Consider the following 23,166-nt stretch of genomic DNA (forward strand, 5'->3'; position numbering starts at 1 on the left):
TAAGTGTGGTAGCTTGTATTTGGAATGTTGAAAGGAGTTTTGAGGTATGATCCAGGTGGTAAAGAGGGATGGGGAAACCGCTGAGTTTTGTCTGAAAAAGATAACGGAGGCAATTAAAAAGGCATTTAGAGCAACGGGGAATGAGTTTAATGATGAGATTTTAGAACTGCTTTCCCTGCGCGTGACGGCTGATTTTCAGCCCAGGATGAAGGATGGAAGCATTTCTGTGGAGGAGATCCAGGACAGCGTGGAGCATGTGCTGGAGCAGACCGGCTACACGGATGTAGCAAAGGCTTATATTCTTTACAGGAAGCAGCGGGAGAAGATCCGCAGCATGAACAGCGCTCTGCTGAACTATAAGGACGTGGTAAACAGCTATGTAAAGGTGGAGGACTGGCGTGTAAAGGAAAATTCCACAGTGACCTATTCCGTAGGCGGCCTGATCCTGAGTAATTCCGGCGCGGTGACGGCAAACTACTGGCTCAGCGAGATCTATGATCAGGAGATTGCAGATGCCCACAGAAATGCGGATATCCATATCCATGATCTTTCCATGCTCACAGGCTACTGTGCCGGCTGGTCTTTAAAGCAGCTTCTGATGGAGGGACTGGGAGGGATTCCGGGAAAGATCACCTCGGCTCCTGCAAAGCATTTGTCCGTTCTGTGCAACCAGATGGTAAATTTTTTGGGAATCATGCAGAACGAGTGGGCAGGCGCTCAGGCGTTTTCCTCCTTTGATACCTATCTGGCTCCCTTTGTAAAAGCAGACCATCTGTCCTACGGGGAGGTAAAAAAGTGTATTGAATCCTTTATTTACGGAGTAAATACCCCCAGCCGCTGGGGAACGCAGGCGCCTTTTTCCAACATCACTCTGGACTGGACCGTTCCCGATGATATGGCAGAGATGAATGCCATTGTAGGCGGCCGGGAGATGGATTTTAAATATAAGGACTGTAAGGCAGAGATGGACATGGTAAACCGGGCCTTTATTGAAACCATGATTGAGGGAGATGCCAATGGACGGGGCTTCCAGTATCCTATTCCCACCTATTCCATTACAAAGGATTTTGACTGGTCTGATACGGAGAACAACCGCCTGCTTTTTGAGATGACTTCCAAATACGGAACTCCATATTTTTCCAATTACATTAACAGTGATATGCAGCCGAGCGATGTGCGCAGTATGTGCTGCCGTCTGCGTCTGGATCTGAGGGAGCTGCGGCGCAAGACGGGAGGATTTTTCGGCTCAGGAGAAAGCACAGGTTCTGTGGGTGTGGTGACGATCAATATTCCGAGAATTGCGTATCTGGCAGAAGATGAGGCGGATTTTTACCGCCGTCTGGACCGGATGATGGATATCAGCGCAAGATCCTTAAAGACCAAGCGGGAAGTGATCACAAAGCTTCTGGAGCAGGGATTGTACCCCTATACGAAACGGTATCTTGGCACTTTTGAAAATCATTTTTCCACCATCGGCCTCATCGGCATGAATGAAGCAGGGCTGAATGCACGCTGGATCCGGAAGGATATGACCCAGCCGGAGTGCCAGAGGTTTACCAGAGAGGTTCTGGATCATATGAGAGAGCGGCTGTCGGACTATCAGGAGGAGTATGGCGACCTCTACAATCTGGAGGCTACTCCTGCAGAGTCTACCACTTACCGTCTGGCAAAGCATGATAAGGAGCGCTATCCCGATATTATCACCGCGGGAAAGGAAGGGGAAACGCCCTATTATACCAACAGCTCTCACCTTCCTGTAGGCTATACAGAGGATATTTTCGATGCGCTGGATATCCAGGACGAGCTTCAGACCCGCTATACCTCAGGTACGGTGTTCCATGCCTTTCTGGGAGAAAAGCTGCCGGACTGGAAGGCAGCGGCCAGTCTGGTGCGTACGATCGCGCAGAATTATAAGCTTCCATATTATACCCTGTCTCCCACCTATTCCATCTGTAAAAGTCACGGCTATCTGGCAGGAGAGCACTTTACCTGTCCGATCTGTAAGCAGAAGGCAGAGGTTTACAGCCGCATCACAGGGTATTACCGTCCTGTACAGAACTGGAATGAGGGAAAACTTCAGGAATATAAGGATCGTGTAACATATGATACAGGAAAATCCGTCCTGAAAAAAGAGCCGGTTTCCATGAGGCCGGTGGAACGTGTGGAAGCGGAATCTCAGAATGAGAGCGGGGAGGGTTTAAAAAAGAAGCCCCAGCTGTATCTGTTTACAACCAGAACCTGTCCAAACTGCCGCACAGCCAAAGAATTTTTAAAGGGCGTGGATTATCAGATCATTGACGCCGAGGAGCATCCGGAGCTGGCAGAGAAGTTTGGGATCATGCAGGCCCCTACTCTTGTTCTGGTGCGGGACGGTATGGTGCAGAAATTTGCCAATGCGTCCAATATCCGCAGATTTGCGGAAGAAGTAAAAGCCTGAAGCCGGGCAGCGAACATTGCATGCCAGACCGGGCATACGGCAAAGTGTAAAACTTATGATACACAGGGTTTAAAACGTCCCCCGGACTGCGGTCGAAAAGACTTGCGGCCCGGGGGTTTTTGGGTGATAATGAGTAAGAGTCAGGGCTTTGCTTTGCCAAGAGCCGTATTTACGGCCTGTAAAAGAGCCAGGGAGGTGTAGCGGGAGGAGTCAGGGTATGTAAGATTCTCCGTTGACTGGGTGTTCACGATTTGCTCTGCCAGGCCTTCCATGGTGGGCTGCATCAGGGGATACATGGTGGCGACAGCTTCGCTTAGGGGCACCAGGGTCACGGCACGGATCTGATCCTTATCAACCGTTACCTCTACATTTACCTGTTCGTTTCCAAGGGTCAGGGAGGTGCTGTAGACGCCGGGAACATAGGCGGTCTGCTGTGCCTTTGCGGCATCTGTTTCGGAAGTATTTTCATCTCCATGGCGGAACATGATGAAACAGAGGGTGATAAGGAGAATGGCCAGTCCGGCGAAAATGGCTGTGTAGATGATCTCCTTCATCCGCAGCACCACGATTTTGGTTTTGGAACTCATAGTGTCAGGACCTCTGAGAGAATTTGTTACAGCATATGAGATGGGAGGATAAAATATGTCATTGCAGTTTGTTATGGGAGGCGCAGGTTCGGGAAAAACACGGTATCTGTATGAAACAGCCATAAAACAGGCCGTGGAGCAGCCGGACCGGCTGTTCCTGTTTGTTGTACCGGAGCAGTATACCATGCAGACACAAAAGGAATTGGTGCGCCTTCACCCCAGAAAGGGCCTGATGAACATGGACGTTTTAAGCTTTAAGCGTCTGGCCTACCGGGTATTTGAGGATCTGGGAGTGCAGGTTCCGGCTGTGCTGGATGATATGGGAAAATCCATGGTACTCAGAAAGGTAGCCGGAATGGTAAGGCGGGATCTGGGGCTTTACAGCAGCCATTTAGAGCAGCCAGGCTTTATCAGTCAGCTGAAATCACAGATTTCAGAGCTGGGCCAGTACGGCATCCGCCCGGAGGATTTAAAACAGGTAGAGGCAGAAACAGATCATCCTCTTTTAAAGGACAAGCTTAAGGATCTGGGAGTGATCTATAAGAGCTTTCGGGACTATATTGAGGATCACTATATTACGGCAGAGGAAATTCTGGATATCCTTTGCAGGGAACTTCCAAGATGGGAAAAGCTGAAAAACAGCGTGATCTATCTGGACGGCTATACAGGCTTTACTCCGGTACAGTACCGGCTGGCGGAGCTGTTTATGCTCCATGCCAGAGAGGTAGTATGTACGGTGACCGTGGATCTGCGGGAAAATCCCTATGAGAAATGCGGGATCCAGCATTTGTTTTACATGGGACGTCATACCGTATGCCGGTTAAAGGAGCTGGCAGACCGCCATCATGTGGAAATAAAACAGGAAATCCGCTGTGACAGGCGTCCGAGCTGGCGGTTTAAAGACAGCGAAAGCCTGGATTTTCTGGAACAGAATCTGTACCGGTATACGGGAAAGGTATGGGCAGGGAAAAAGCCTGATATCCGGCTGTGCCAGGGAAAGACTCCGGCAGAGGAGGCTGCTTATATCTGCACCATGGTAAACCGGCTGGTGCGGGAAGACGGCCTTCGATACAGGGAGATTGCTGTGATTACGGGAGATCCTGTTTCCTATGGCAGAGAGCTTATACATCCCTTTGAGGAAGCAGGGATTCCCTATTTTATGGATCAGAAGAAAAGCATTCTGGAAAATCCTATGGTAGAGCTTATACGGGCAGCACTGGAAACGGTCCGGGACTGCTCCTATGAGAGCGTGTTCCGTTATCTGAAAACAGGACTGGTATATGACAGAGAAACGGGGAATTCAGAGGAAAATGAAGATACTCCTGTATTTTCCAGGGAAAATGTGTCTGTTCTTACCGATCGACTGGAAAATTATGTAAGAGCTCTGGGAATCCGGGGATGGAAGAAATGGGATCAGGAGTGGACCAGGCCTTCTCGGGGCGGAGAACGGCTCAATTTAAAGGAATTAAATCAGTACCGCCAGTGGGTTTTAGCCCCTCTTAAGGAGCTGCGGGAAGCATTTTCACAGGAAGGAGCCTCTATTTCTACAGTGACATCCGCCGTAAGAAGCTTTTTAGAGAAGATGGAACTTAAGGAAAAGCTGGAGGAATATGCAGAGTTTTTTGAAATGAGGCATTGCCGGGGAGATGAGAATCTGGCAAAGGAGTATGGTCAGGTCTATGAACGTGTGGAGGAGCTGCTTTTGCGTCTGGAGGGGCTGTTGGGCGAGGAAAAGGCAGACCGGAAAAATTATATCCAGATACTGGAAGCTGGATTTGAGGAAATCCGGGTGGGCGTGATCCCTGCTACGGCAGATCAGGTGATGATCGGAGATCTGACCCGAAGCCGTCTGGAATCGGTGAAGGTCTTATTTTTTGCCGGATTAAACGAAGGCCTTGTACCTCAGAGAAAATCAGGAGGAAGTCTTTTGACAGATACAGACCGGGAAATCTTCCGTTCCTTTGATATGGAGCTGGCGCCTACGGCCAGAGAGGACAGCTGTATTCAGAAATTTTATCTGTATTTAATGCTGTGCAAGCCCTCACGCAAATTGATCCTTACCTGGGCTGCCTCTTCGGGAGACGGAAAGAGTATGCGCCCCTCCAGCCTGATCGGAGAGGTAAAAAAGCTGTTTGGGGAGCTTCGGGAGGAAATCTGCTTTGAAGAGGGATATCCCATCCAGACGATCTGGGACGGAAGACAACGGCTTATAGGGATGCTGCGTGAGGCCAGGGAAAGTCAGGAAAAGAAGCCGGCATTTTTAGAGCTGTACCGCTATTTTTACAGTGAGGAGGCGTACAGGGAACAGGTAAAACAGCTGGTGAATGCGGCCTTTTTTACCTATGAGGACCGCGGGATCGGACGGGCTGCAGCCAGAGCGCTTTACGGAAGGACTCTGGAGGGAAGCGTTACCCGGCTGGAGCAGTTCGCTTCCTGTGCCTATGCCCATTTTCTGAAATTCGGCCTGGAGCTCATGGAGCGGCAGGAATACCGGCTGGAGGCAGTGGATATGGGAAATCTGTTCCACCAGTCCATTGACCTGTGCTTTCAGGCGATCCAGAGCAGGAAGCTGGACTGGAAAGGGATTACGGAGGCTGAGAGAAAGGCTCTGGTAAGGGAATGTGTGGAGCAGGTGACAGGCCAGTATGGGAATACCATTATGGAAAGCTCTGCCCGCAATGCCTATCTGGCCCGCCGGGTGGAGCGGATCACAGACCGTACCATCTGGGCTCTGGCAGAGCAGGTGAAAAAGGGAGATTTTGTACCGGCAGGTTTCGAGGTGTCCTTTTCCGCCATTGATGATCTGAAGGCCATGCGGATCCGGCTGTCCGAGGACGAAAAGCTCCAGCTGAAGGGGCGGATTGACCGGCTGGACCTGTGCGAGGATGAGGAGCATATCTATGTGAAAATCATTGACTACAAATCAGGGAGCACCTCCTTTGACCTGGCGGCCCTTTATTACGGCCTTCAGCTTCAGCTGGTGGTGTACATGGATGCTGCATTAGAGATGCAGGAGCGGAAGAATCCGGGAAAGGAGGCCGTACCTGCGGGGATTTTCTATTACAACATTAAGGATCCGGTAGTGGACAAGGATGGGGAAATGAGCCCGGAGTTTATTGAGAAGCAGATTTTAAAGCAGCTTCGGATGAATGGGCTGGTAAACAGCGACCTGGATGTGATCCATCATCTGGATCGTGAGATGGTGAAGGATTCGGATGTGATCCCGGTTGTATTCGGAAAGGACGGAGGCGTGCAGGAATCACGTTCCAGCGTGGCAAAGGCGGTGCAGTTTGAAACCCTTCGCGCCTTTGTGGGACGGAAACTGAAAGCTTCGGGAAAACAGATCCTTAACGGCGATACGGCGCTTCGTCCTTATAAGCAGGGAAGCCGTACTGCCTGTGATTACTGTCCGTATCATGCAGTCTGCGGCTTTGATACCAAGACAGCAGGCTATGGCTTCAGGCAGCTTTGTTCCATGAGCCCGAACGCAGTATGGGAGGCCATCGAGAGAGAGGAGGAAGAAAATGGCAGTGAACTGGACTGATGAACAAAAACAGGTCATTAACAGCCGGAACAGCAGTCTTTTAGTCTCTGCTGCAGCAGGCAGCGGAAAGACGGCCGTACTGGTAGAAAGGATCATTTCCATGATCAGCGAGGGGGATCATCCGTTAAATATTGACCAGCTTCTGGTAATGACCTTTACCAATGCGGCGGCGGCTGAGATGCGTGAGAGGATTGGCGCGGCAGTAGAAAAAAAGCTGCGGGAGCATCCCCTAGATGAGCACCTGTGGCTTCAGGCTGCCTTAATTCCCCAGGCCCAGATCATGACCATTGACAGCTTCTGCCTGAATCTCATACGAAACCATTACAACAGCCTTGACATTGACCCGTCTTTTCGGATCGGGGATGAGGGGGAGCTGACCCTATTAAGGGGCGATGTGATGGAGGAGCTCTTAGAGGCGTGTTATCAGGAGGAAAATGAAGATTTTATCCGGTTTGCAGAGCAGTTTGGGGCCGGAAAGTCGGATAAGGCCATGGAGGATGTGATCGTACAGGCCTGGCAGTTTTCCCAGAGCCATCCATGGCCCGGCGAATGGCTGGACGAATGCAGACGGCAGCTGAAACAGGAGGCAGAGGGAAATCTGGATGAAAGCCCGTGGATGAAATTTCTTTTAAAGGACACGGCGCTGCAGATGGAGGAGCTTACACATCAGCTTCAGGCGGCCTTGGAGGTGTGCAGGGAGGAAGGGGGACCTGCCGTTTATGAGCCCATGCTGGAAAATGACCTTGCAGAGCTTTTGGGAATTAAGAAAGCGGCGGAAAGAGGAACCTTTGAGAATCTTTATGAAGCCCTTCAGGCAATGGAGTTTGTCCGTCTGGCAGCGGCCAGAAATAAGGCCATTGACGAGGATAAAAAGGAGTATGTAAAGGAATGCCGGACCCAGGTGAAAAAGCTGGTTGAAAAATGCCGGGAAAGCTTTGGCTTTCAGAGTCCAAAAGAAGCGGCAGAGGCGATGGCAGGGGCTGCTCCTGTGATCGAAACGCTTCTTGATATGGTACAGAAATTTGACGATTTTTACCGGAAGGCAAAGCGGGAGCGGAATGTACTTGATTTTAACGATCTGGAGCATCTGGCCTTAGAGGTGCTTCTTGAGGGAGATTCTCCCAGACAGCCTTCGGCAGTGGCAAAAGAGCTTCAGAGGCAGTATGAGGAGATCCTGGTGGATGAATATCAGGACAGCAACCTGGTTCAGGAAACACTGATCGGGAGCATTTCAAGAGAAGAAACGGGCCATCCCAACGTGTTTATGGTAGGAGATGTAAAGCAGAGCATTTACCGCTTCCGTCTGGCGAGACCGGAGCTTTTTATGGAGAAGTATGCATCCTATACCAGAGAAAAAAGCCCTCACCAGATGATTGAACTCAGGCAGAATTTCCGAAGCCGGGACACGGTGTTAGCCTTTATCAATGACATTTTTTACCAGATCATGACGCCGGGGCTGGGCGGTATCCGGTACACCGAGGAAACCGCCCTGTATCCGGGAGCTGTTTTTGCACCGGCAGAGGGAATGGCCGGAGTTCCGTCCAGGCTTTTGATAGCGGATACGGGATCAGATGCCTATAAACAGCTGGATGAGGATTCCATGGGCTATACGGCAAGAGAAATGGAAGCAAAGATGATCGCAGGGGAAATACGACGGCTGACCGATGAAACGGACGGCCTTCTTGTGTGGGATAAGGAGCAGGAGAAATACAGAAGGGCCTGTCTGGGAGATATGGTGATCCTTCTTCGGAGCATGACCGGCTGGTCCGAGACTTTAGTCAGCGTGCTGATGAATGAGGGAATCCCCGCCAGAGCCCAGACACGCACCGGGTATTTTTCCACCACAGAGGTTGAAACGGTTTTAAGCCTGCTGTCCGTGATTGACAATCCCATGCAGGACATTCCCCTTGCAGCAGTTTTGCGCTCCCCTGTAGTGGGAATGAGTGATGATGAGATGGCCTGGATGATGGCATCCTATAAGAAAAACACAAAGAAAGGCCAGGACAGGGGCGTATACGGAGCATGGAAACTGTGGGAGGAAGAACGGGAGCATCCAGGCCTGAGAGAAGCTTTGGAGCATCCGGGTGGAGCATTTGAGAATGAAACCGGAGACCCAGAGGATGCAGTCCGGATAGGCGTCGCCGTTGTCCCAGTGGAGCAGGCTGCACTTATATGGAAAAAACTGGAGGATTTCGGAGTGCTTTTAAAGGAGCTGCGCACAGAGGCCAGATATCGCCCTATCCACGAACTGCTGTATTATGTATACAGGCGCAGCGGATATTATGATTATGTATCTGCCATGCCTGCAGGAGAGATCCGCCGGGGCAATCTGGATATGCTGGTGGAAAAGGCAGCGGCTTATGAGGCGACCAGCTACAAGGGTCTATTCCATTTTGTAAGGTATATTGAACGGCTGAAAAAATACGATACGGATTTCGGAGAAGCCGCCGTGGCCGGCGAGGAAAAAAACATGGTCCGCATTATGAGTATCCACAAAAGCAAGGGACTGGAATTTCCGGTGGTATTTCTGGCAGGAATGGGAAAAAAGTTTAATCAGCGGGATGCTTACGGCACTCTTCTTTTAGATGCAGACATGGGGGCGGCAGCCGATTGGCTGGATCTTAAGCTGCGCACAAAGACTCCTACGCTCAAAAAACAGGTTTTAAAACGGCGGCTGGAACTGGAAACCATGGGAGAGGAGCTCAGGATTCTCTATGTAGCCATGACCCGTGCAAAAGAGGCGCTGATCATGACAGGAACGGACCGCAGCCTTTCAAGTAAGCTGGAGCGCTGGAGAACCGGAAGGACGGAGGGAAAACAGCTTCCATTCACTCTTTTATCCGGAGCAGGTTCCTATCTGGACTGGATTCTTATGGCAGCCGGGGCAGTGCCGCAGGAACATTTTGAAATGCTCAAGGTACAGCCCGAAACACTGGTGGGAGAAGAAGTAACAAGACAGATGGAACGGAAAATGGCAAAGGAGGATCTGTTGGAACTGGATGCAGGTTATACCTATGATGAAGAGATGAAAAAGGAACTGGAACAGGCATTTTCCTATGGTTATCCTTATGAAAGCGATACAAGGCTTTACACGCTGGTTTCCGTGTCTGAGCTTAAAAAGCAGAGCCAGATCGGCCGGGAAGAGGAGGCGATGGGAACCGGCCGGGAAGAGGACGGCTGGATCAGGGAGCTGGACGAGGCAGAAGAAGGCTTGGTCAAAGAGACAGAAGCAGGGGGGACGGTTCAGGAAGCAGAAGCCTCTGAAGCAGGAGCGAAAGAAGGGAAGAAGGTTTATGGCCGGTCAGGCGGTTCTAAGAGAGGTACTGCATACCACCGGGCGCTGGAATGTCTTTCCTTCCATGAACTGCACAGCCTTTCAGATACAAAAAAGGCCCTGCTTTCGCTCTATGAGCAGGGATATCTGGATCAGGAGTCTTATGAGTGGATCAACCCCTGGGATATTTGGAAATTTGTGGAAAGCCCGCTGGGGAAATCCATGGCAAAGGCGCAGGCAGAGGGGCGGCTTTTTAAGGAACAGCAGTTTATGATTGGTGTTCCCGCTTCCGAAATGGGCCATGAGGACTCTGAAGAGCTGGTGCTGGTTCAGGGAGTCATTGACGCTTTTATCGAAGAGCCGGAGGGACTTCTGTTAATCGATTACAAGACAGACAGGATATCCGGAAAGGATAAAGAAATGGGGAAAGAGCGTTTAAAGGAGCGCTACCGGACTCAGATTGACTGCTACGAACGGGCATTGTGCCAGATCACAGGGAAAACGGTAGCGCGAAGGTGTATCTACTCCTTTGCATTAAGAGAAGAGATAGAGATTTAACCCGAAACGGTCCCGGCTGCATCAGACTGCAACCGGGATTTTGTGCTCAAAGGGATGGAACTGGTAGTTTTCCAGTCGGAAACTGTCCGTGGTAAACTGATAGAAATCCTTCACTTCAGGGTCCACCCAAAGCGTGGGGCCTTCAAAGGGCTGTTTTTTAATCAGTTCTTCTACCATGGGGATATGGCGGTCATAGATATGGGCGTCTGCGATCACATGAACCAGTTCCCCGGCCTTCAAGCCGCTTACCTGTGCAAACATATGAAGAAGCACTGCGTACTGGCAGACATTCCAGCTGTTGGCAGTGAGCATATCCTGAGAACGCTGGTTTAAGATGCCGTTTAAGGTGTTCCCTGATACATTAAAGGTCATGCTGTAGGCACAGGGATAGAGGTTCATCTCAGAGAGATCATGGTGATTGTAGATGTTGGACATGATCCGGCGGCTTAATGGATTGTGCTTTAAGTCATAGAGGATCCGGTCTACCTGATCGAACTCCCCTTCTTTGTAATGGTGCTTTACGCCCAGCTGGTAGCCGTAGGCCTTTCCGATGCTTCCCGTTTCATCCGCCCAGGAATCCCATATGTGGCTTTTTAAGTCATGGATATTGTTGGACTTTTTCTGCCAGATCCATAAAAGCTCGTCTACAGCCGATTTAAACGCGGTTCTGCGCAGGGTGATAACGGGAAATTCCTTTGTAAGATCGTAACGGTTTACGATGCCGAAGCGCTTGACGGTGTGGGCCGGAGTCCCATCCTCCCATACCGGGCGTACCTCATGGTCTGTGTCCCAGACGCCGTTTTCTAAAATATCTTTACAGTTTTGTATAAAAAGCTGGTCTGCATAGCTCATAGATTGTATCCTCCTGATGGCAGTGATAGTATGTTGCAGTTCTGAGTATAGCAGATATGGGGCCGGGTGACAATATGGAGATATTTGAGTTTCCGCATTCTGCACCGCACCCTGGAGTCTGCTGTGCCGGGTTCCGGTTTCCAGTCATAAGAAAATCTAAGAGGCTGAATTTTTTCTAAAAGCAAAAACCATATCAAAAACTCGCTGCGCTCATACAGGTTTGATATGGCTTTTAACGAAAAAATTGATCCTCTAAGGTTTTCTAATGACCTCCAAAGTCACCCGGCACAGCAGGCTCCAGGGCGCACTGCAAAATGCGGAAACTCAAGGGAGATATCTCAAAACATTTACAAAACACAGGGAAAACGGTATACTGGGGACAGCATATTATGAGCAGAAGGAAAGGCAGGAAAGAGTGATGACACAGAAACGGATTCGGGATTATGGTATCATGCCGGGGCGGATAAAGACGGGAAAGAGGAATAAGATAACGGATGTTCCTGGAGTGCGGGTAGGACACTGTACCGTAAAAGAAGGAGAGGTTCATACAGGCGTTACAGTGATCCTTCCGGGGCCGGATAATGCCTTTTTAAATCCTTATACAGCGGCCGCCTATGTGCACAACGGTTTTGGAAAAAGCTGCGGACTGATACAGATTCAGGAACTTGGTACGCTGGAAACTCCCATTGCCCTTACAAATACGCTGAATGTGGGGAAAGTATGGGACGCTGTGGCAGAATATGTGCTTAGGCAGTGTGAAAATGACGGTGCAGAGGCTTTAAGCATCAATCCCGTGGTAGGAGAATGCAATGACAGCCGCATTAACCGGATTTCCCTCAGGGCCATTGGGGCAGGGCAGGTAAAGAAAGCCTTTGACGCTGCCGGGGAAGATCCGGAGGAAGGGGATGTGGGAGCCGGAGCCGGAACAATCTGTTATGGCTTAAAAGGCGGGATCGGCACATCTTCCAGAGTCATAAAGGTGGGAGAGAAGGAGTATACCATCGGCGTGCTGGTTCAGTCCAATTTCGGGGCAACGGAAGATCTGATGGTTGACGGCAGACCCCTTGGACGGGAAATTCTGGAAAAGTATGGAAATGAAGCAGAGGATCCGGTGAAAAAGACGGCTTTTTCTGAACAGGATAAGGGATCCATTATGAGTATTCTGGCAACGGATCTTCCGGTGACAGACAGGCAGCTTACCCGTATCATCCGCCGTCTGGGAGTGGGGATTGCCCGTACAGGCGCCTACACAGGCCACGGAAGCGGGGAAGTGATGATCGGCTTTACTACAGCGAACCGTGTTCCAACGAAAGGGCTCCGAAGAGAAGAGGAAGAGCTTCGTACCCTGACTGCCATCCCTGAGGAGACCATCAACCGTGCATTTCTGGCAGCAGCAGAGGCAGAAGAGGAAGCGATTCTCAATTCCATGGCAGCGGCAGGGGAAACGAGGGGGCTGAAGGGGGAATACTACCGCAGCCTGAGTGACATTCTGTCCCAGGAGGGAGAAATTCATTGAATTCCTATAAGACGTTGATCCCGCGTATGACTTTACAGGAAAAGGCGGCGCTTTTAGGTGGCAAGGGAGAGTGGGAAACCAGGGATATTCCCAGACTGGGGATTCCTTCTATGGTGTGTTCCGACGGCCCCAGCGGTCTGCGCCGCCAGGCCGGAACGGGAGACCATTTAGGCCTGAATCCATCCCTTCCGGCCACCTGTTTTCCGTGCCCTTCCCTTATGGCCTGCAGCTGGGATCAGGAGCTGGAGGAAGCGATCGGAGCTGCCCTGGGGGAAGAAGCCGCAGATCAGGGTGTGGATATTCTTCTGGGGCCGGGATTAAATATCAAGAGAAATCCGCTCTGCGGCCGGAATTTTGAATATTTTTCCGAGGATCCCTATTTTTCCGGAAAAATGGCGGCTGCCTTTATCCGCGGAGTGGAGAGCCAGGGAATCGCTGCCTGCCCCAAGCACTTTGCAGTAAACAGCCAGGAGCTGCGGCGGATGGCGATGAACGCGGTGGTAGATGAGAGAACTCTGCGGGAAATCTATCTCACCGGCTTTGAGACCGCAATAAAAGAGGGAAAATGCAGGGCGCTCATGACTTCCTATAATCAGGTAAACGGCATCTATGCCAATGAACATCCCCATCTTTTAAAGGAAATCCTGCGAAAAGAGTGGGGCTTTTGCGGAGCCGTCATTACAGACTGGGGCGGCTCGAACGATCACTGTGCCGGAGTGAAAAACGGTTCTTCTCTGGAAATGCCGGCTCCCGGCTTAAGCTCTGCCGCAGCGCTTTTAAAGGGAGTAGAGGAAGGCAGGATTACGGAACAGGATCTGGATGAACGGGTGGAAGAGATCCTGAACCTGCTCCCTGGACAGAAGAAAATGTTCAAACAAAATAAAATGCCAGAGAATTCTCCGGAGAGGGAACCGCTTTATGAAGCCCATCACCATCTGGCGCACAGAGCCTGTGCAGAGAGTGTGGTGCTTTTAAAAAATGAAACGGATACCCTGCCTCTTAAATCCGGTACCCGGATTGCCGTAATCGGCGATTTTGCCTATGAATCCCGGTATCAGGGGGCCGGTTCTTCCATGGTAAATGCCTGGAAGGTGGATTCTGTAAAGGAATGTCTGGAGGGGGAGACGGGGCTTGAATGGAAAAAAATGGGAATCACTGTTTCCGGTTTTTCAAGAGGATATCTCCGGGATGGAAGGCAGGATGCAGCGCTGGAAAAAGAGGCTGTTGACCTGGCAAAAACGGCAGATCAGATCCTGTTTTTCTTTGGGCTCAATGAAGCCTGGGAGACGGAAGGAATGGATCGCAGCCATCTTAGGATACCGGAAAATCAGATTCACCTTTTAGAGCGGCTTTCCCGCCTGGAGCTTCCGGTTGTAGGGATTCTGTGTACAGGAAGTGTGGTGGAAATGCCCTGGGAGGGCCATCTAAAGGCGCTTCTTTACGGAGGATTCTGGGGCCAGGCGGGAGCCGGCGCCGTTTTAGACCTTCTTTCAGGAAAATTAAACCCATGCGGAAAGCTGGCAGAAAGCTGGCCGGTGAAATACGAAGACACCCCGTCCTTTCAGTACTATCCTTCCAAAGAGAGAAATTCTGAGTACCGGGAGGGGATTTATGTGGGATACCGCTATTATGACACAGCAGGCGTTCCAATCCGTTTTCCCTTTGGCTTTGGACTGTCCTATACAAAATTTGACTACAGCGGTTTAAAGATCACACCTGAGGGGGTGTCCTTTGTGCTTGAAAATACAGGCAGCAGGGACGGCGCAGAGATCATTCAGCTCTATACAGGCCTTCCCGGAGCCCGTGTTTTTCGGCCCAAACGGGAATTAAAGGGCTTTTGCAAGGTGTTTTTAAAGGTTGGGGAGAAAAAAGAGGTGTTTCTTCCCTTTGATTCTATGACCTTCCGGTATTGGAACGGAAGAACCGGACAGTGGGAGAGGGAAGGAGGTTTTTACCGCATCAGCATTGGTTCCGGGCTTACGGATATCCGTCTGGAAGGGGAAGTTTTTCAGGAGGGAACCACAGACAGCCTTCCATGGGAGGTGAACGAGCTTCCCTCTTATGCTTCCGGCCGGATCCGGTCTGTGCCGGATGAGGAGTACGAGCGCCTGTTAGGCTGTCCCATTCCGGCCGGAAGCTGGAAGGGGGAACTGGGGATCAACGATGCTCTCTGCCAGATGTATTATGCCAAAAGTCCGCTGGCAAGGCTGATATGCCGGATTTTAAAGCACCGCCTTGAGAACGCGCAGAAGAAAGGCATTCCTGATTTAAATACCCTTTTTCAGTATAATATGCCGTTCCGGGCCATGGCGAAGATGACAGGAGGCTGGATTTCCATGGAAATGGCCGAATCGTTAACCTATGCGGCAAACGGCCGCCATTTTTACGGTATCACTGGCTTTATAAGGGGATTTTTAAAAAACAGGCGTCTGGAGAGGCGGTATGAGCAGGCGCTGAAAGGTAAGACGGCGCCGGAGGATAAGACGGAACCGAATGTGGGAAACCCATGGAGCAAAGCCCATCCGCAGCTGTGGGAATTTATGTTGTTTAATCTTCTTTCCAACTGTGCTACCATTACTAATTTTGTGGTAATGTGGCTGTGTACAGGCTGGGTTTTTAAGGGGCTGGCAGACATTCCCTTCCGGTTTTTCATATTTGATTATGGGGAAGATGCATTGGGGCTTTGCGGTTTTCTAAGCTTTCTTACAGCCACAGCTCTGGCCCAGATGGTAAATTTCTTTGTTCAGAAAAACTGGGTTTTCCGATCCGATGCCGCATTTAGCAGGGCAGCGCCCCGATATATCCTTCTGGCAGTGTTTCTTGTGATCCTTTCGGCTGCCCTGCCGGCCTGGAGCCAGAAGCTTTTTACAGGTTTGGGAGTCCCTGAAGCATTTGCTCCTACCTGTGCCAACGGGCTTAATATCCTGGCTCAGGTGGCGATCAGTTATCCTGCCATGAAATTCTGGATTATGCCTGGTCAGGCCCGTCCAAAGAAAAATAAGAAAAAAAGGAGAAAAAATGATGCAGTTTGAGAAATATACAGAATATGCCGTAGAACAGGCAAAGAAGCTTTTAGCCATCGACAGTCCTTCCGGATATGGCTATTATGTGACGGAGTATTTATTAAAGGAGTTTGCCGCTTTGGGGATTCCGGCCCGCCGGACCATAAAAGGCGGAGTGATTGCTGACTTTGGAGGAAAAGAGGATGAGAACGGCATCCTTCTGGAAGCCCACTGCGACACCCTTGGAGGTATGGTTTCCCAGATCAAGGAAAACGGCCGCCTTAAATTGACCAATATCGGCGGCATGAAGCCTGCCAATGCAGAGGCTGAAAACGTGCGCATCATTACAAAGGGAGGGAACGTCTATGAGGGCGTCTGCCAGCTTGTCAATGCGTCTGTCCATGTGAACGGAAACTACGAAACAACGGAGCGCAGCTGGGATACAGTAGAGGTTTTAGTGGATGAATGTGTAAAAACAAAAGAGGATACCGTGAAGCTGGGGATCATGGCAGGTGATTATGTATGCTTTGAGCCGAGGACCAGGGTTACAGCTTCAGGCTATATCAAGAGCCGTTTTCTGGATGATAAGCTGTCTGCAGCGATCCTGCTGGTATACGGACGGTATTTAAAGGAGGAAAAGGTGGTTCCTGAGCGCCATGTATATGCGCATTTTACCATTTATGAGGAAGTGGGACACGGAGGCTCTGCTTCTGTGCCTGAAGGCGTTATAGAGGCCTGGTCGGTGGATATGGGCTGTGTGGGAGACGGACTTACCTGTACGGAGCATGAGGTTTCGATCTGTGCAAAGGACAGCGGGGGCCCCTACAATTATGAGGTTGTCTGCCGGCTGGTGGAGCTGGCGAAGGAGCATGAGATCGGCTATGCTGTGGATGTATATCCTCATTATGGCTCCGATGTGGAAACCACGCTCCGCTCTGGTCATGACATCCGCCATGCGTTGATCGGTCCCGGCGTTTACGCGTCCCATGGTTATGAGCGCAGCCATAAGGACGGCGTCTGCAATACATTCCGTCTGATCCAGGCATATCTGGGATAGGGAATATGAAAAAGGGAGGCTCCATATAATATCCAGAGGATAAAAAAGGAGCTTCTTTTTTTATGGACAGGCGCATCCTGTTTATTTTGATCATGTCGCTGTCTGTTCCCTATGGCTGTTCTATGGCTCTTTTAGGCACTTCTTTGGCAAAGCCCGGCGGGCTTAAGGAACAGGAGGCTCTTTCGGCTGCTTGGGCTTCTGATTCCCGGGAAAAACGGTCTTTTCGCAGAATCCGCATGGACATGGAAGATCCACCGGAAAAAACGGTAGATCTGGAAACGTATCTTCCCATTGTGGTGGCAGGACAGATTTCGGCAGAGTCTCATCCGGAGGCGATAAAAGCCCAGACCATTTTGGCAAGGACCTATATCTGCCGCCAGATGGAACAGATGGGTCTTGAGGAGGAAATACCGGAATCTTCCCTTGGACTGGAAAAAAATAGAAATAATCAGATGGAGCCGCTTTGGGGGACAGAAATTTTTCCTGAATATTACAGCCGGTTTGAGAAGGCAGCCAGAGAGACAGGAGGGGTTACGCTTACCTGGGAGGGCCATTTTATTGACCCTTTATTTACGCACACGACGACCGGTTTTACCCGTCCGGGAGATGAGGAACATCCCTATCTGGCTTCCGTATCCTGTGTCCATGATCCTGAGGAGGAGGGATTTGTGCAGGAAATGATCATGCAGCCGGAAGAGGCCGCAAAGCGTGTGTCCGCAATTCCGGCTGGGGATGGATCGTTTCGTACCATACCGCCGGAAGCATTTCCCGAACAGGTGCAGATTATTTCAAGAGACGAAGCCGGGTATGCACTGCAGCTTCAGATCGGGGGCTTTCCCTTTAACGGGGAAGAAGTCCGCCTGGCTCTGGGCCTTCCGTCTGCCTGCTTTGAACTGAACCGTCATGGCAGTGATGTTCGTTTTACGGTCAGGGGAAGGGGGCATGGCTGGGGCTTAAGCCAGACGGAGGCTCAGGCTCTGGCAGAGGATGGATGGAGCGCAGAGGCAATTTTGGAATATTTTTATACAGGCATTTCATTTTCTTCTGAATAAGTCACCTAAATCCGGTAAGAATACTACCGAGGTGATAAAAAGATGAAAGAGAAAGTCAATCAGATGCTCAAGGATAAGCTGTTTCTCGTGATGCTGGTATTAGGACTGCTGACTATGGTAGCCGCAGCAGGAATTATGACCGTACAAAAAGGGAAAAACAGTGCCAATGACCCCATGCTCCATATGGCAGAGGAGGAAAATACGCCTACAGAGGAAGCGCTGCAGATGGCGGGCGCCAATGACGCCAGAGAAAAAACACAGGAAGAAGACAGGGAAGAAACGGTTGGAGCCGACGCAGGGGAAAATCCCAATGAAGGGAATGATCTGCTTGCAGAGGCGAAAGAACAGGATGGGGCAGCAGAGGCAGGAGCCGGAAAGGAAGCGGCTCATGCATTGGCCTTAAACTTTACGGAATCCAGCTCCATGGTATGGCCGGTCCGGGGAAACGTGCTGTTGGATTACAGCATGGATCAGACAATCTATTTTCCCACTTTGGATCAGTACAAATGTAATCCCGGCATTGTAATACAGTCGGATGTGAGCGCTCCGGTAGCTGCTCCTGCCAATGCCAGGGTAACGGAAGTGGGAGTCAGCGATGAAATCGGAAATTATGTGGTCCTGGATCTGGGAAATGAGTACACCGCTGTCTGCGGACAGTTAAAGGAGATTTCTGCCGCAGAGGGAGAATATCTGGAAGCAGGCCAGACTTTAGGATATGTAGCCGAACCTACCAAGTATTATTCCGTAGAGGGAGTAAATGTATTCTTTGAATTAAAGCACAAGGGGGAAACGGTGGATCCTCTAAACCACATGGAGTGAAGCCCAGCCTGTCCGGAGACATAAAACCGGGCGGGCTCTTTTCGTTTGAAGCTGAGAAAATGGGAAAGTTTGGAATGAATTTTATAAAATTTAAGAATTTGTTCATAGCACTTTCATGTCATTATTGTATAATAAATATAACAACGAAAAGAGGAGTGAAACAATGAACATATTATTTTTCCTTACTCCCAAGAGTGAGGTGGCTTATATCAATGAGGATGACACACTGCGCCAGGCCCTGGAAAAGATGGAGCACCACAGATATTCTGCCATCCCTATTATCAGTCGTACGGGCCGCTACATAGGAACGCTTACAGAAGGGGATCTGCTCTGGGGAATTAAAAATCAGTATCATCTGGACTTGAAGGGGGCTGAAAAGATCCCGATCACAGCGATCCACCGGCGTCTGGACAACCGTCCTGTAAAGGCAGGCGCTGATATGGAGGATCTGATGGGAAAGGCACTGAATCAGAATTTTGTTCCGGTGTTAGATGATCAGAAGTGTTTTATCGGCATTATTACCCGGAAGGACATTATCCAGTATTTTTATAAGAAGACCCAGCAGGCCCAGGAAGATGTAAAGGCATGCTGCGGATCGGGCTATGCAGAGAACAAGAAGCGGGATGTGGCTTCTGCTGTTGCATTTCAATCAGAGAAAGAACGAGCGAACGAAAAAATGATGTGAAAATGCATAAAAACAAAAAAGACATTTTTTAAAGTTTGTGCACACTTTTAGGGGCGGATATGCTATTATAATAGACGTAACCCCCCCAATACATTATATAGTTTTGCTACACCCCATAAGAAACGAAATACCTTCTCCTGAAAAGACCGGTTCCCCGACCGGTCTTTTCGCTGTCCTGAAATGAGCGGTTATTCCGCTATTAAATATCTGAAAATTTTGTATTGACGGAATGAAGCCTTTGGTGTATATTTTATTACAATGCAGCAAAATGTAAGAGAGTGGCTGACAGATGTATGTCTAATAAATACACTCCAAGGCGTATCTGCCGGTTTCAGATGAGAGTTTGTTCGGCTCAGCTGAATCTGCGATGCCCTGAGAGGAATATGAGGAGGAAATTATGAAGCCATATGCAGAGATGAGCAAAGAGGAACTGACGGCTTTTCGCAGAGAGCTGAAAGCAAAGTACCATGAGTTTCAGACCAGGGATTTAAAGCTGGATATGTCCAGAGGAAAGCCAAGCGTTGACCAGCTGGATCTTTCCATGGGTATGATGGATGTGCTCAGCAGCGACGATGATCTGACTTGTGAGGATGGAACGGACTGCCGCAACTATGGTGTTCTGACAGGTATTGATGAGGCCAAGGAACTCCTGGCAGACATGATGGAGGTAAATCCTTCGACGATTATCATTTATGGAAACTCCAGCTTAAATGTAATGTACGATACCGTTTCCCGGGCCATGACCCACGGTATTATGGGAAATACTCCCTGGTGCAGGCAGGATAAGGTGAAATTCCTCTGCCCCGTTCCCGGATATGACCGTCATTTTGCTATTACAGAATATTTCGGTATTGAGATGATCAATGTTCCTATGACTTCTGAGGGTCCGGATATGGATATGGTAGAGCGTCTTGTAGCTTCTGATCCGGCGATCAAGGGCATCTGGTGTGTGCCAAAGTATTCCAATCCTCAGGGATACTCCTATTCAGATGAGACAGTGCGCCGTTTTGCCAGACTGGAGCCCGCAGCGCCTGATTTCCGTATTTTCTGGGATAATGCTTATGGCGTTCATCATTTATATGACCACGATCAGGATCACCTGATTGAGATCCTGGCAGAGTGCAAGAGGGCAGGAAATCCCGATCTGGTATATAAATTTGCTTCCACTTCCAAGATCAGTTTCCCAGGCTCTGGTATTGCAGCAATCGCTACCTCTCATAATAATCTTGAGGATATCAAGGCCCAGTTAAAGAATCAGACCATTGGACATGATAAGGTAAACCAGCTGCGTCATGTGCGTTTCTTTAAGGATATCCATGGTATGGTGGAGCATATGAGAAAGCATGCGGATATTATCCGTCCAAAGTTTGAGGCAGTAGAAGAAATTCTGGAAAGAGAGTTAGGCGGTCTTGGGATCGGAGAATGGACTAAGCCCAAGGGAGGATATTTCATTTCCTTTGATTCTCTGGATGGCTGTGCTAAGGATATTGTGGCACGGTGCAAGAAGGCAGGCGTGGTGATGACAGGCGCAGGTGCTACTTATCCATATGGAAAGGATCCCCATGACAGCAATATCCGTATTGCACCAACTTATCCGCCTCTGGGAGATCTAATCGTGGCTACCGAGCTCTTTGCCCTGTGTGTTAAGCTTACCAGCGCAGAGAAGCTTTTAAAGGAAATGGAGCAGAATCCACAGCCTGTAAAGAAAAAAGAGGCAGACCAGCAACTGCCAGAGTAAAAATAAAACAGCTTCAGATACTAACAGGGAGTTCACCGTTTCGGCGGGGAACTCCCTGTGTGCGTGAATGACTGGTTCACGGATGGTTTTCCGGGCAGAGAAAAGCTGCAGGAATGACTCAGAAAGGAGCCGATTGATGGAAGAAGCGGGAATTTATACTGGAAAATGGGATTTTGTTACCTTTTTTGTGGTTCCGGGAGCTACATTGTGGCTGGCTTGCCGGGAGGATTGGCTGGACAGTAATATCTCGGTCATCGGGAATAGTCCCGGTATGGAACTCTGGCTGTATGCCTGGGGGATGTTTGTCAGCAGCTACAGTTTTTTCTATATAAGATATCTGTTTTCTCTGGGCGGATATGAGGGCATTAAAGGAAGGGGATTTTTGTATACAGCCTGTATCCTTCTGGCTATATCCGTATGGATCCCCTATGATCCGGAGCATTTTCCAAAGGCCTCTTTACTCCATGTGATTTTTTCCTTTTCTTTTCCTGTTCTTTTAGCCCTGTCCCTGCTTTCCTTTTTAAAAGAAAAGATCCGCTCAGATCCCAACCCGTTTCTTCCGATACTCTGGCTGTTTGCAGAGCTTGCGGCAGCGGCTCTTGTACTGTGGTATGCCTCCGGCTTTATCACAGGCCTTTTGGAAGTGTATGTAACCACTGCCTTTTGTGGATATCTGGGTTTGGTTGAGCGGATCCTGGTGCATAACCAAAGATCATTCCCTGAAAACAGGGGAGATTAGAAGGTTACTTCCTCATCATAGAAGCAGCACTTTAACAGTTTTGCCATCTGCTCCGGATCGATGGATCTTGGGTTGGAGCCGGTGCAGGCATCGCCTACTGCCAGTTCAGCTACTTTTGGAAGTTTTTCCATAAATTCAGCTTCGTCGATGATTCCGCCTTCGTAATCCTTAATGCAGGCTGGAATGTCTAACTGCTCATTCATTTCGCGCAGGCGGGCGATCAGAGCGTCTGTAAGCTCCAGATCGGTGCTGCCGGCCAGTCCGATGAATTTTGCAATTTTTGCATATCTTTCGGCAGCCTCAGGATTTTTGGAATTGAATTTGATTACCTTTGGCAGATACATTGCGTTTGCACAGCCATGAACGATGTGGCCGCCGGAGTATGCGGCGCCTGTCTTATGAGCCATGGAGTGAACGATTCCCAAAAGAGCATTGGAAAATGCCATTCCGGCCAGACACTGTGCGTCATGCATCTTGGCACGGGCATCCATATCTCCGTTGTAAGATGGAACCAGATACTCGTTGATCATCTCAATGGCATGAAGTGCCAGCGGATCGGTATATTCGCAGTGAAGGGTAGAAACGTACGCTTCGATCGCATGAGTCATAGCGTCCATACCTGTATGAGCAGTCAATTTCTTTGGCATGGTAGCTGCCAGAGCGGGATCTACGATTGCTACATCCGGTGTGATGTTAAAGTCAGCCAGAGGATATTTGATCCCCTTTGCATAATCCGTGATAACGGAGAATGCAGTTACCTCGGTAGCGGTGCCGGAGGTAGAGGAAATAGCGCAGAACTTTGCCTTTGTGCGCAGGGTTGGGAAGCTGAATGGTGTGATCAGATCCTCAAAGCTTGTTTCAGGGTATTCATAGAAGGCCCACATAGCCTTTGCAGCATCGATTGGAGAACCGCCGCCTACAGCTACGATCCAGTCAGGCTGGAATTCTTCCATAGCCTTTGCGCCCTTCATAACGGTTTCTACAGAAGGATCCGGCTCAACTCCCTCAAACAGCTGAACCTCCATGCCTGCTTCCTGTAAGTAAGCAACTACCTTATCCAGAAAACCGAAACGCTTCATGGAGCCGCCGCCTACTACAACGATCGCTTTCTTTCCTGTTAATGTCTTTAATGCCTCCAGAGCATCCTTTCCGTGATACAGATCTCTTGGTAATGTAAACCTCATGAGTAAAACCTCCTGTGAAGAATGATATTTATTTAACAAATATAGAATATCACGGGAAAAGAGGTTCGGGTAGATATGAAAATGGAATACAGGTATGCCGGAATGGATATCCTTTATCAGTT

Annotated in this window: 14 protein-coding genes; 11 read left to right on the forward strand and 3 right to left on the reverse strand. The window is 49.7% G+C overall.

What is annotated here, in order from left to right:
* Positions 1-46 precede the first annotated feature (46 nt).
* The gene (locus BN3656_RS02125; RefSeq protein ID WP_066543619.1) at positions 47-2,437 is read left to right on the forward strand and encodes a ribonucleoside triphosphate reductase; all 2,391 of its coding nucleotides are present in this window, start codon (positions 47-49) and stop codon (positions 2,435-2,437) included.
* Between the two features lie 140 nt (positions 2,438-2,577).
* Here the strand turns inward: BN3656_RS02125 and BN3656_RS02130 are convergent, their stop codons facing one another.
* Positions 2,578-3,024, reverse strand: coding sequence for a hypothetical protein (locus tag BN3656_RS02130; protein ID WP_066543620.1), 447 nt, complete (start codon positions 3,022-3,024; stop codon positions 2,578-2,580).
* Positions 3,025-3,079: 55 nt separating this feature from the next.
* Here BN3656_RS02130 and addB point away from each other — a divergent pair, with 55 nt between their 5' ends.
* Positions 3,080-6,568 (forward strand): helicase-exonuclease AddAB subunit AddB, encoded by a 3,489-nt coding sequence (gene addB, locus BN3656_RS02135; protein ID WP_066543621.1) that lies wholly within the window; start codon positions 3,080-3,082, stop codon positions 6,566-6,568.
* On the forward strand, positions 6,549-10,400 hold the full coding sequence (gene addA / locus BN3656_RS02140; RefSeq protein WP_066543626.1) for a helicase-exonuclease AddAB subunit AddA: 3,852 nt from the start codon (positions 6,549-6,551) through the stop codon (positions 10,398-10,400). Before addB ends, addA begins: the two co-directional genes overlap by 20 nt.
* Positions 10,401-10,421: 21 nt before the next feature.
* Here the strand turns inward: addA and thyA are convergent, their stop codons facing one another.
* Positions 10,422-11,252: a thymidylate synthase gene (gene thyA / locus BN3656_RS02145; RefSeq protein WP_066543628.1), complete on the reverse strand. Its 831-nt coding sequence runs from the start codon at positions 11,250-11,252 to the stop codon at positions 10,422-10,424.
* Between the two features lie 418 nt (positions 11,253-11,670).
* Between thyA and BN3656_RS02150 the strand changes: the two genes are divergently transcribed.
* From BN3656_RS02150 to BN3656_RS02185, 8 genes are all read left to right on the forward strand, one after another.
* The gene (locus BN3656_RS02150; protein ID WP_066544019.1) at positions 11,671-12,768 is read left to right on the forward strand and encodes a P1 family peptidase; all 1,098 of its coding nucleotides are present in this window, start codon (positions 11,671-11,673) and stop codon (positions 12,766-12,768) included.
* The gene (locus BN3656_RS02155; protein WP_347460578.1) at positions 12,765-15,800 is read left to right on the forward strand and encodes a glycoside hydrolase family 3 C-terminal domain-containing protein; all 3,036 of its coding nucleotides are present in this window, start codon (positions 12,765-12,767) and stop codon (positions 15,798-15,800) included. Before BN3656_RS02150 ends, BN3656_RS02155 begins: the two co-directional genes overlap by 4 nt.
* The gene (locus tag BN3656_RS02160) at positions 15,787-16,827 is read left to right on the forward strand and encodes a M42 family metallopeptidase (RefSeq protein WP_066543629.1); all 1,041 of its coding nucleotides are present in this window, start codon (positions 15,787-15,789) and stop codon (positions 16,825-16,827) included. The genes BN3656_RS02155 and BN3656_RS02160 overlap by 14 nt, the downstream gene beginning before the upstream one ends.
* Positions 16,828-16,889: 62 nt before the next feature.
* Positions 16,890-17,879, forward strand: coding sequence for a SpoIID/LytB domain-containing protein (locus tag BN3656_RS02165; protein WP_066543631.1), 990 nt, complete (start codon positions 16,890-16,892; stop codon positions 17,877-17,879).
* A 42-nt stretch (positions 17,880-17,921) separates the two neighbouring features.
* On the forward strand, positions 17,922-18,698 hold the full coding sequence (locus BN3656_RS02170; protein ID WP_066543633.1) for a M23 family metallopeptidase: 777 nt from the start codon (positions 17,922-17,924) through the stop codon (positions 18,696-18,698).
* A gap of 163 nt (positions 18,699-18,861) precedes the next feature.
* Positions 18,862-19,383 (forward strand): CBS domain-containing protein, encoded by a 522-nt coding sequence (locus BN3656_RS02175; protein ID WP_066543635.1) that lies wholly within the window; start codon positions 18,862-18,864, stop codon positions 19,381-19,383.
* A 397-nt stretch (positions 19,384-19,780) separates the two neighbouring features.
* A complete protein-coding gene (locus tag BN3656_RS02180) occupies positions 19,781-21,121 on the forward strand; it encodes an aminotransferase class I/II-fold pyridoxal phosphate-dependent enzyme (RefSeq protein ID WP_066543636.1) in 1,341 nt (446 codons plus the stop codon).
* A gap of 136 nt (positions 21,122-21,257) precedes the next feature.
* Positions 21,258-21,860: a hypothetical protein gene (locus BN3656_RS02185; RefSeq protein WP_066543638.1), complete on the forward strand. Its 603-nt coding sequence runs from the start codon at positions 21,258-21,260 to the stop codon at positions 21,858-21,860.
* On the opposite strand, the gene BN3656_RS02190 is transcribed toward BN3656_RS02185, so the two are convergent.
* Positions 21,857-23,044: an iron-containing alcohol dehydrogenase gene (locus tag BN3656_RS02190; protein WP_066543641.1), complete on the reverse strand. Its 1,188-nt coding sequence runs from the start codon at positions 23,042-23,044 to the stop codon at positions 21,857-21,859. The genes BN3656_RS02185 and BN3656_RS02190 overlap by 4 nt on opposite strands.
* Between the last annotated feature and the right edge of the window lie 122 nt (positions 23,045-23,166).

It is taken from the genome of Clostridium sp. AT4, from assembly GCF_001517625.2.
Classification (GTDB): Bacteria; Bacillota; Clostridia; order Lachnospirales; family Lachnospiraceae; genus Enterocloster.

What these genes read in the sequence shown, in the direction of transcription:
- BN3656_RS02125 (WP_066543619.1), top strand. Translation starts at nt 47, where the DNA reads ATGATCCAGGTGGTAAAGAGGGATGGGGAAACCGCTGAGTTTTGTCTG.
- BN3656_RS02130 (WP_066543620.1), bottom strand. Translation starts at nt 3,024, where the DNA reads ATGAGTTCCAAAACCAAAATCGTGGTGCTGCGGATGAAGGAGATCATC.
- addB (WP_066543621.1), top strand. Translation starts at nt 3,080, where the DNA reads ATGTCATTGCAGTTTGTTATGGGAGGCGCAGGTTCGGGAAAAACACGG.
- addA (WP_066543626.1), top strand. Translation starts at nt 6,549, where the DNA reads ATGGCAGTGAACTGGACTGATGAACAAAAACAGGTCATTAACAGCCGG.
- thyA (WP_066543628.1), bottom strand. Translation starts at nt 11,252, where the DNA reads ATGAGCTATGCAGACCAGCTTTTTATACAAAACTGTAAAGATATTTTA.
- BN3656_RS02150 (WP_066544019.1), top strand. Translation starts at nt 11,671, where the DNA reads ATGACACAGAAACGGATTCGGGATTATGGTATCATGCCGGGGCGGATA.
- BN3656_RS02160 (WP_066543629.1), top strand. Translation starts at nt 15,787, where the DNA reads ATGATGCAGTTTGAGAAATATACAGAATATGCCGTAGAACAGGCAAAG.
- BN3656_RS02165 (WP_066543631.1), top strand. Translation starts at nt 16,890, where the DNA reads ATGGACAGGCGCATCCTGTTTATTTTGATCATGTCGCTGTCTGTTCCC.
- BN3656_RS02170 (WP_066543633.1), top strand. Translation starts at nt 17,922, where the DNA reads ATGAAAGAGAAAGTCAATCAGATGCTCAAGGATAAGCTGTTTCTCGTG.
- BN3656_RS02175 (WP_066543635.1), top strand. Translation starts at nt 18,862, where the DNA reads ATGAACATATTATTTTTCCTTACTCCCAAGAGTGAGGTGGCTTATATC.
- BN3656_RS02180 (WP_066543636.1), top strand. Translation starts at nt 19,781, where the DNA reads ATGAAGCCATATGCAGAGATGAGCAAAGAGGAACTGACGGCTTTTCGC.
- BN3656_RS02185 (WP_066543638.1), top strand. Translation starts at nt 21,258, where the DNA reads ATGGAAGAAGCGGGAATTTATACTGGAAAATGGGATTTTGTTACCTTT.
- BN3656_RS02190 (WP_066543641.1), bottom strand. Translation starts at nt 23,044, where the DNA reads ATGAGGTTTACATTACCAAGAGATCTGTATCACGGAAAGGATGCTCTG.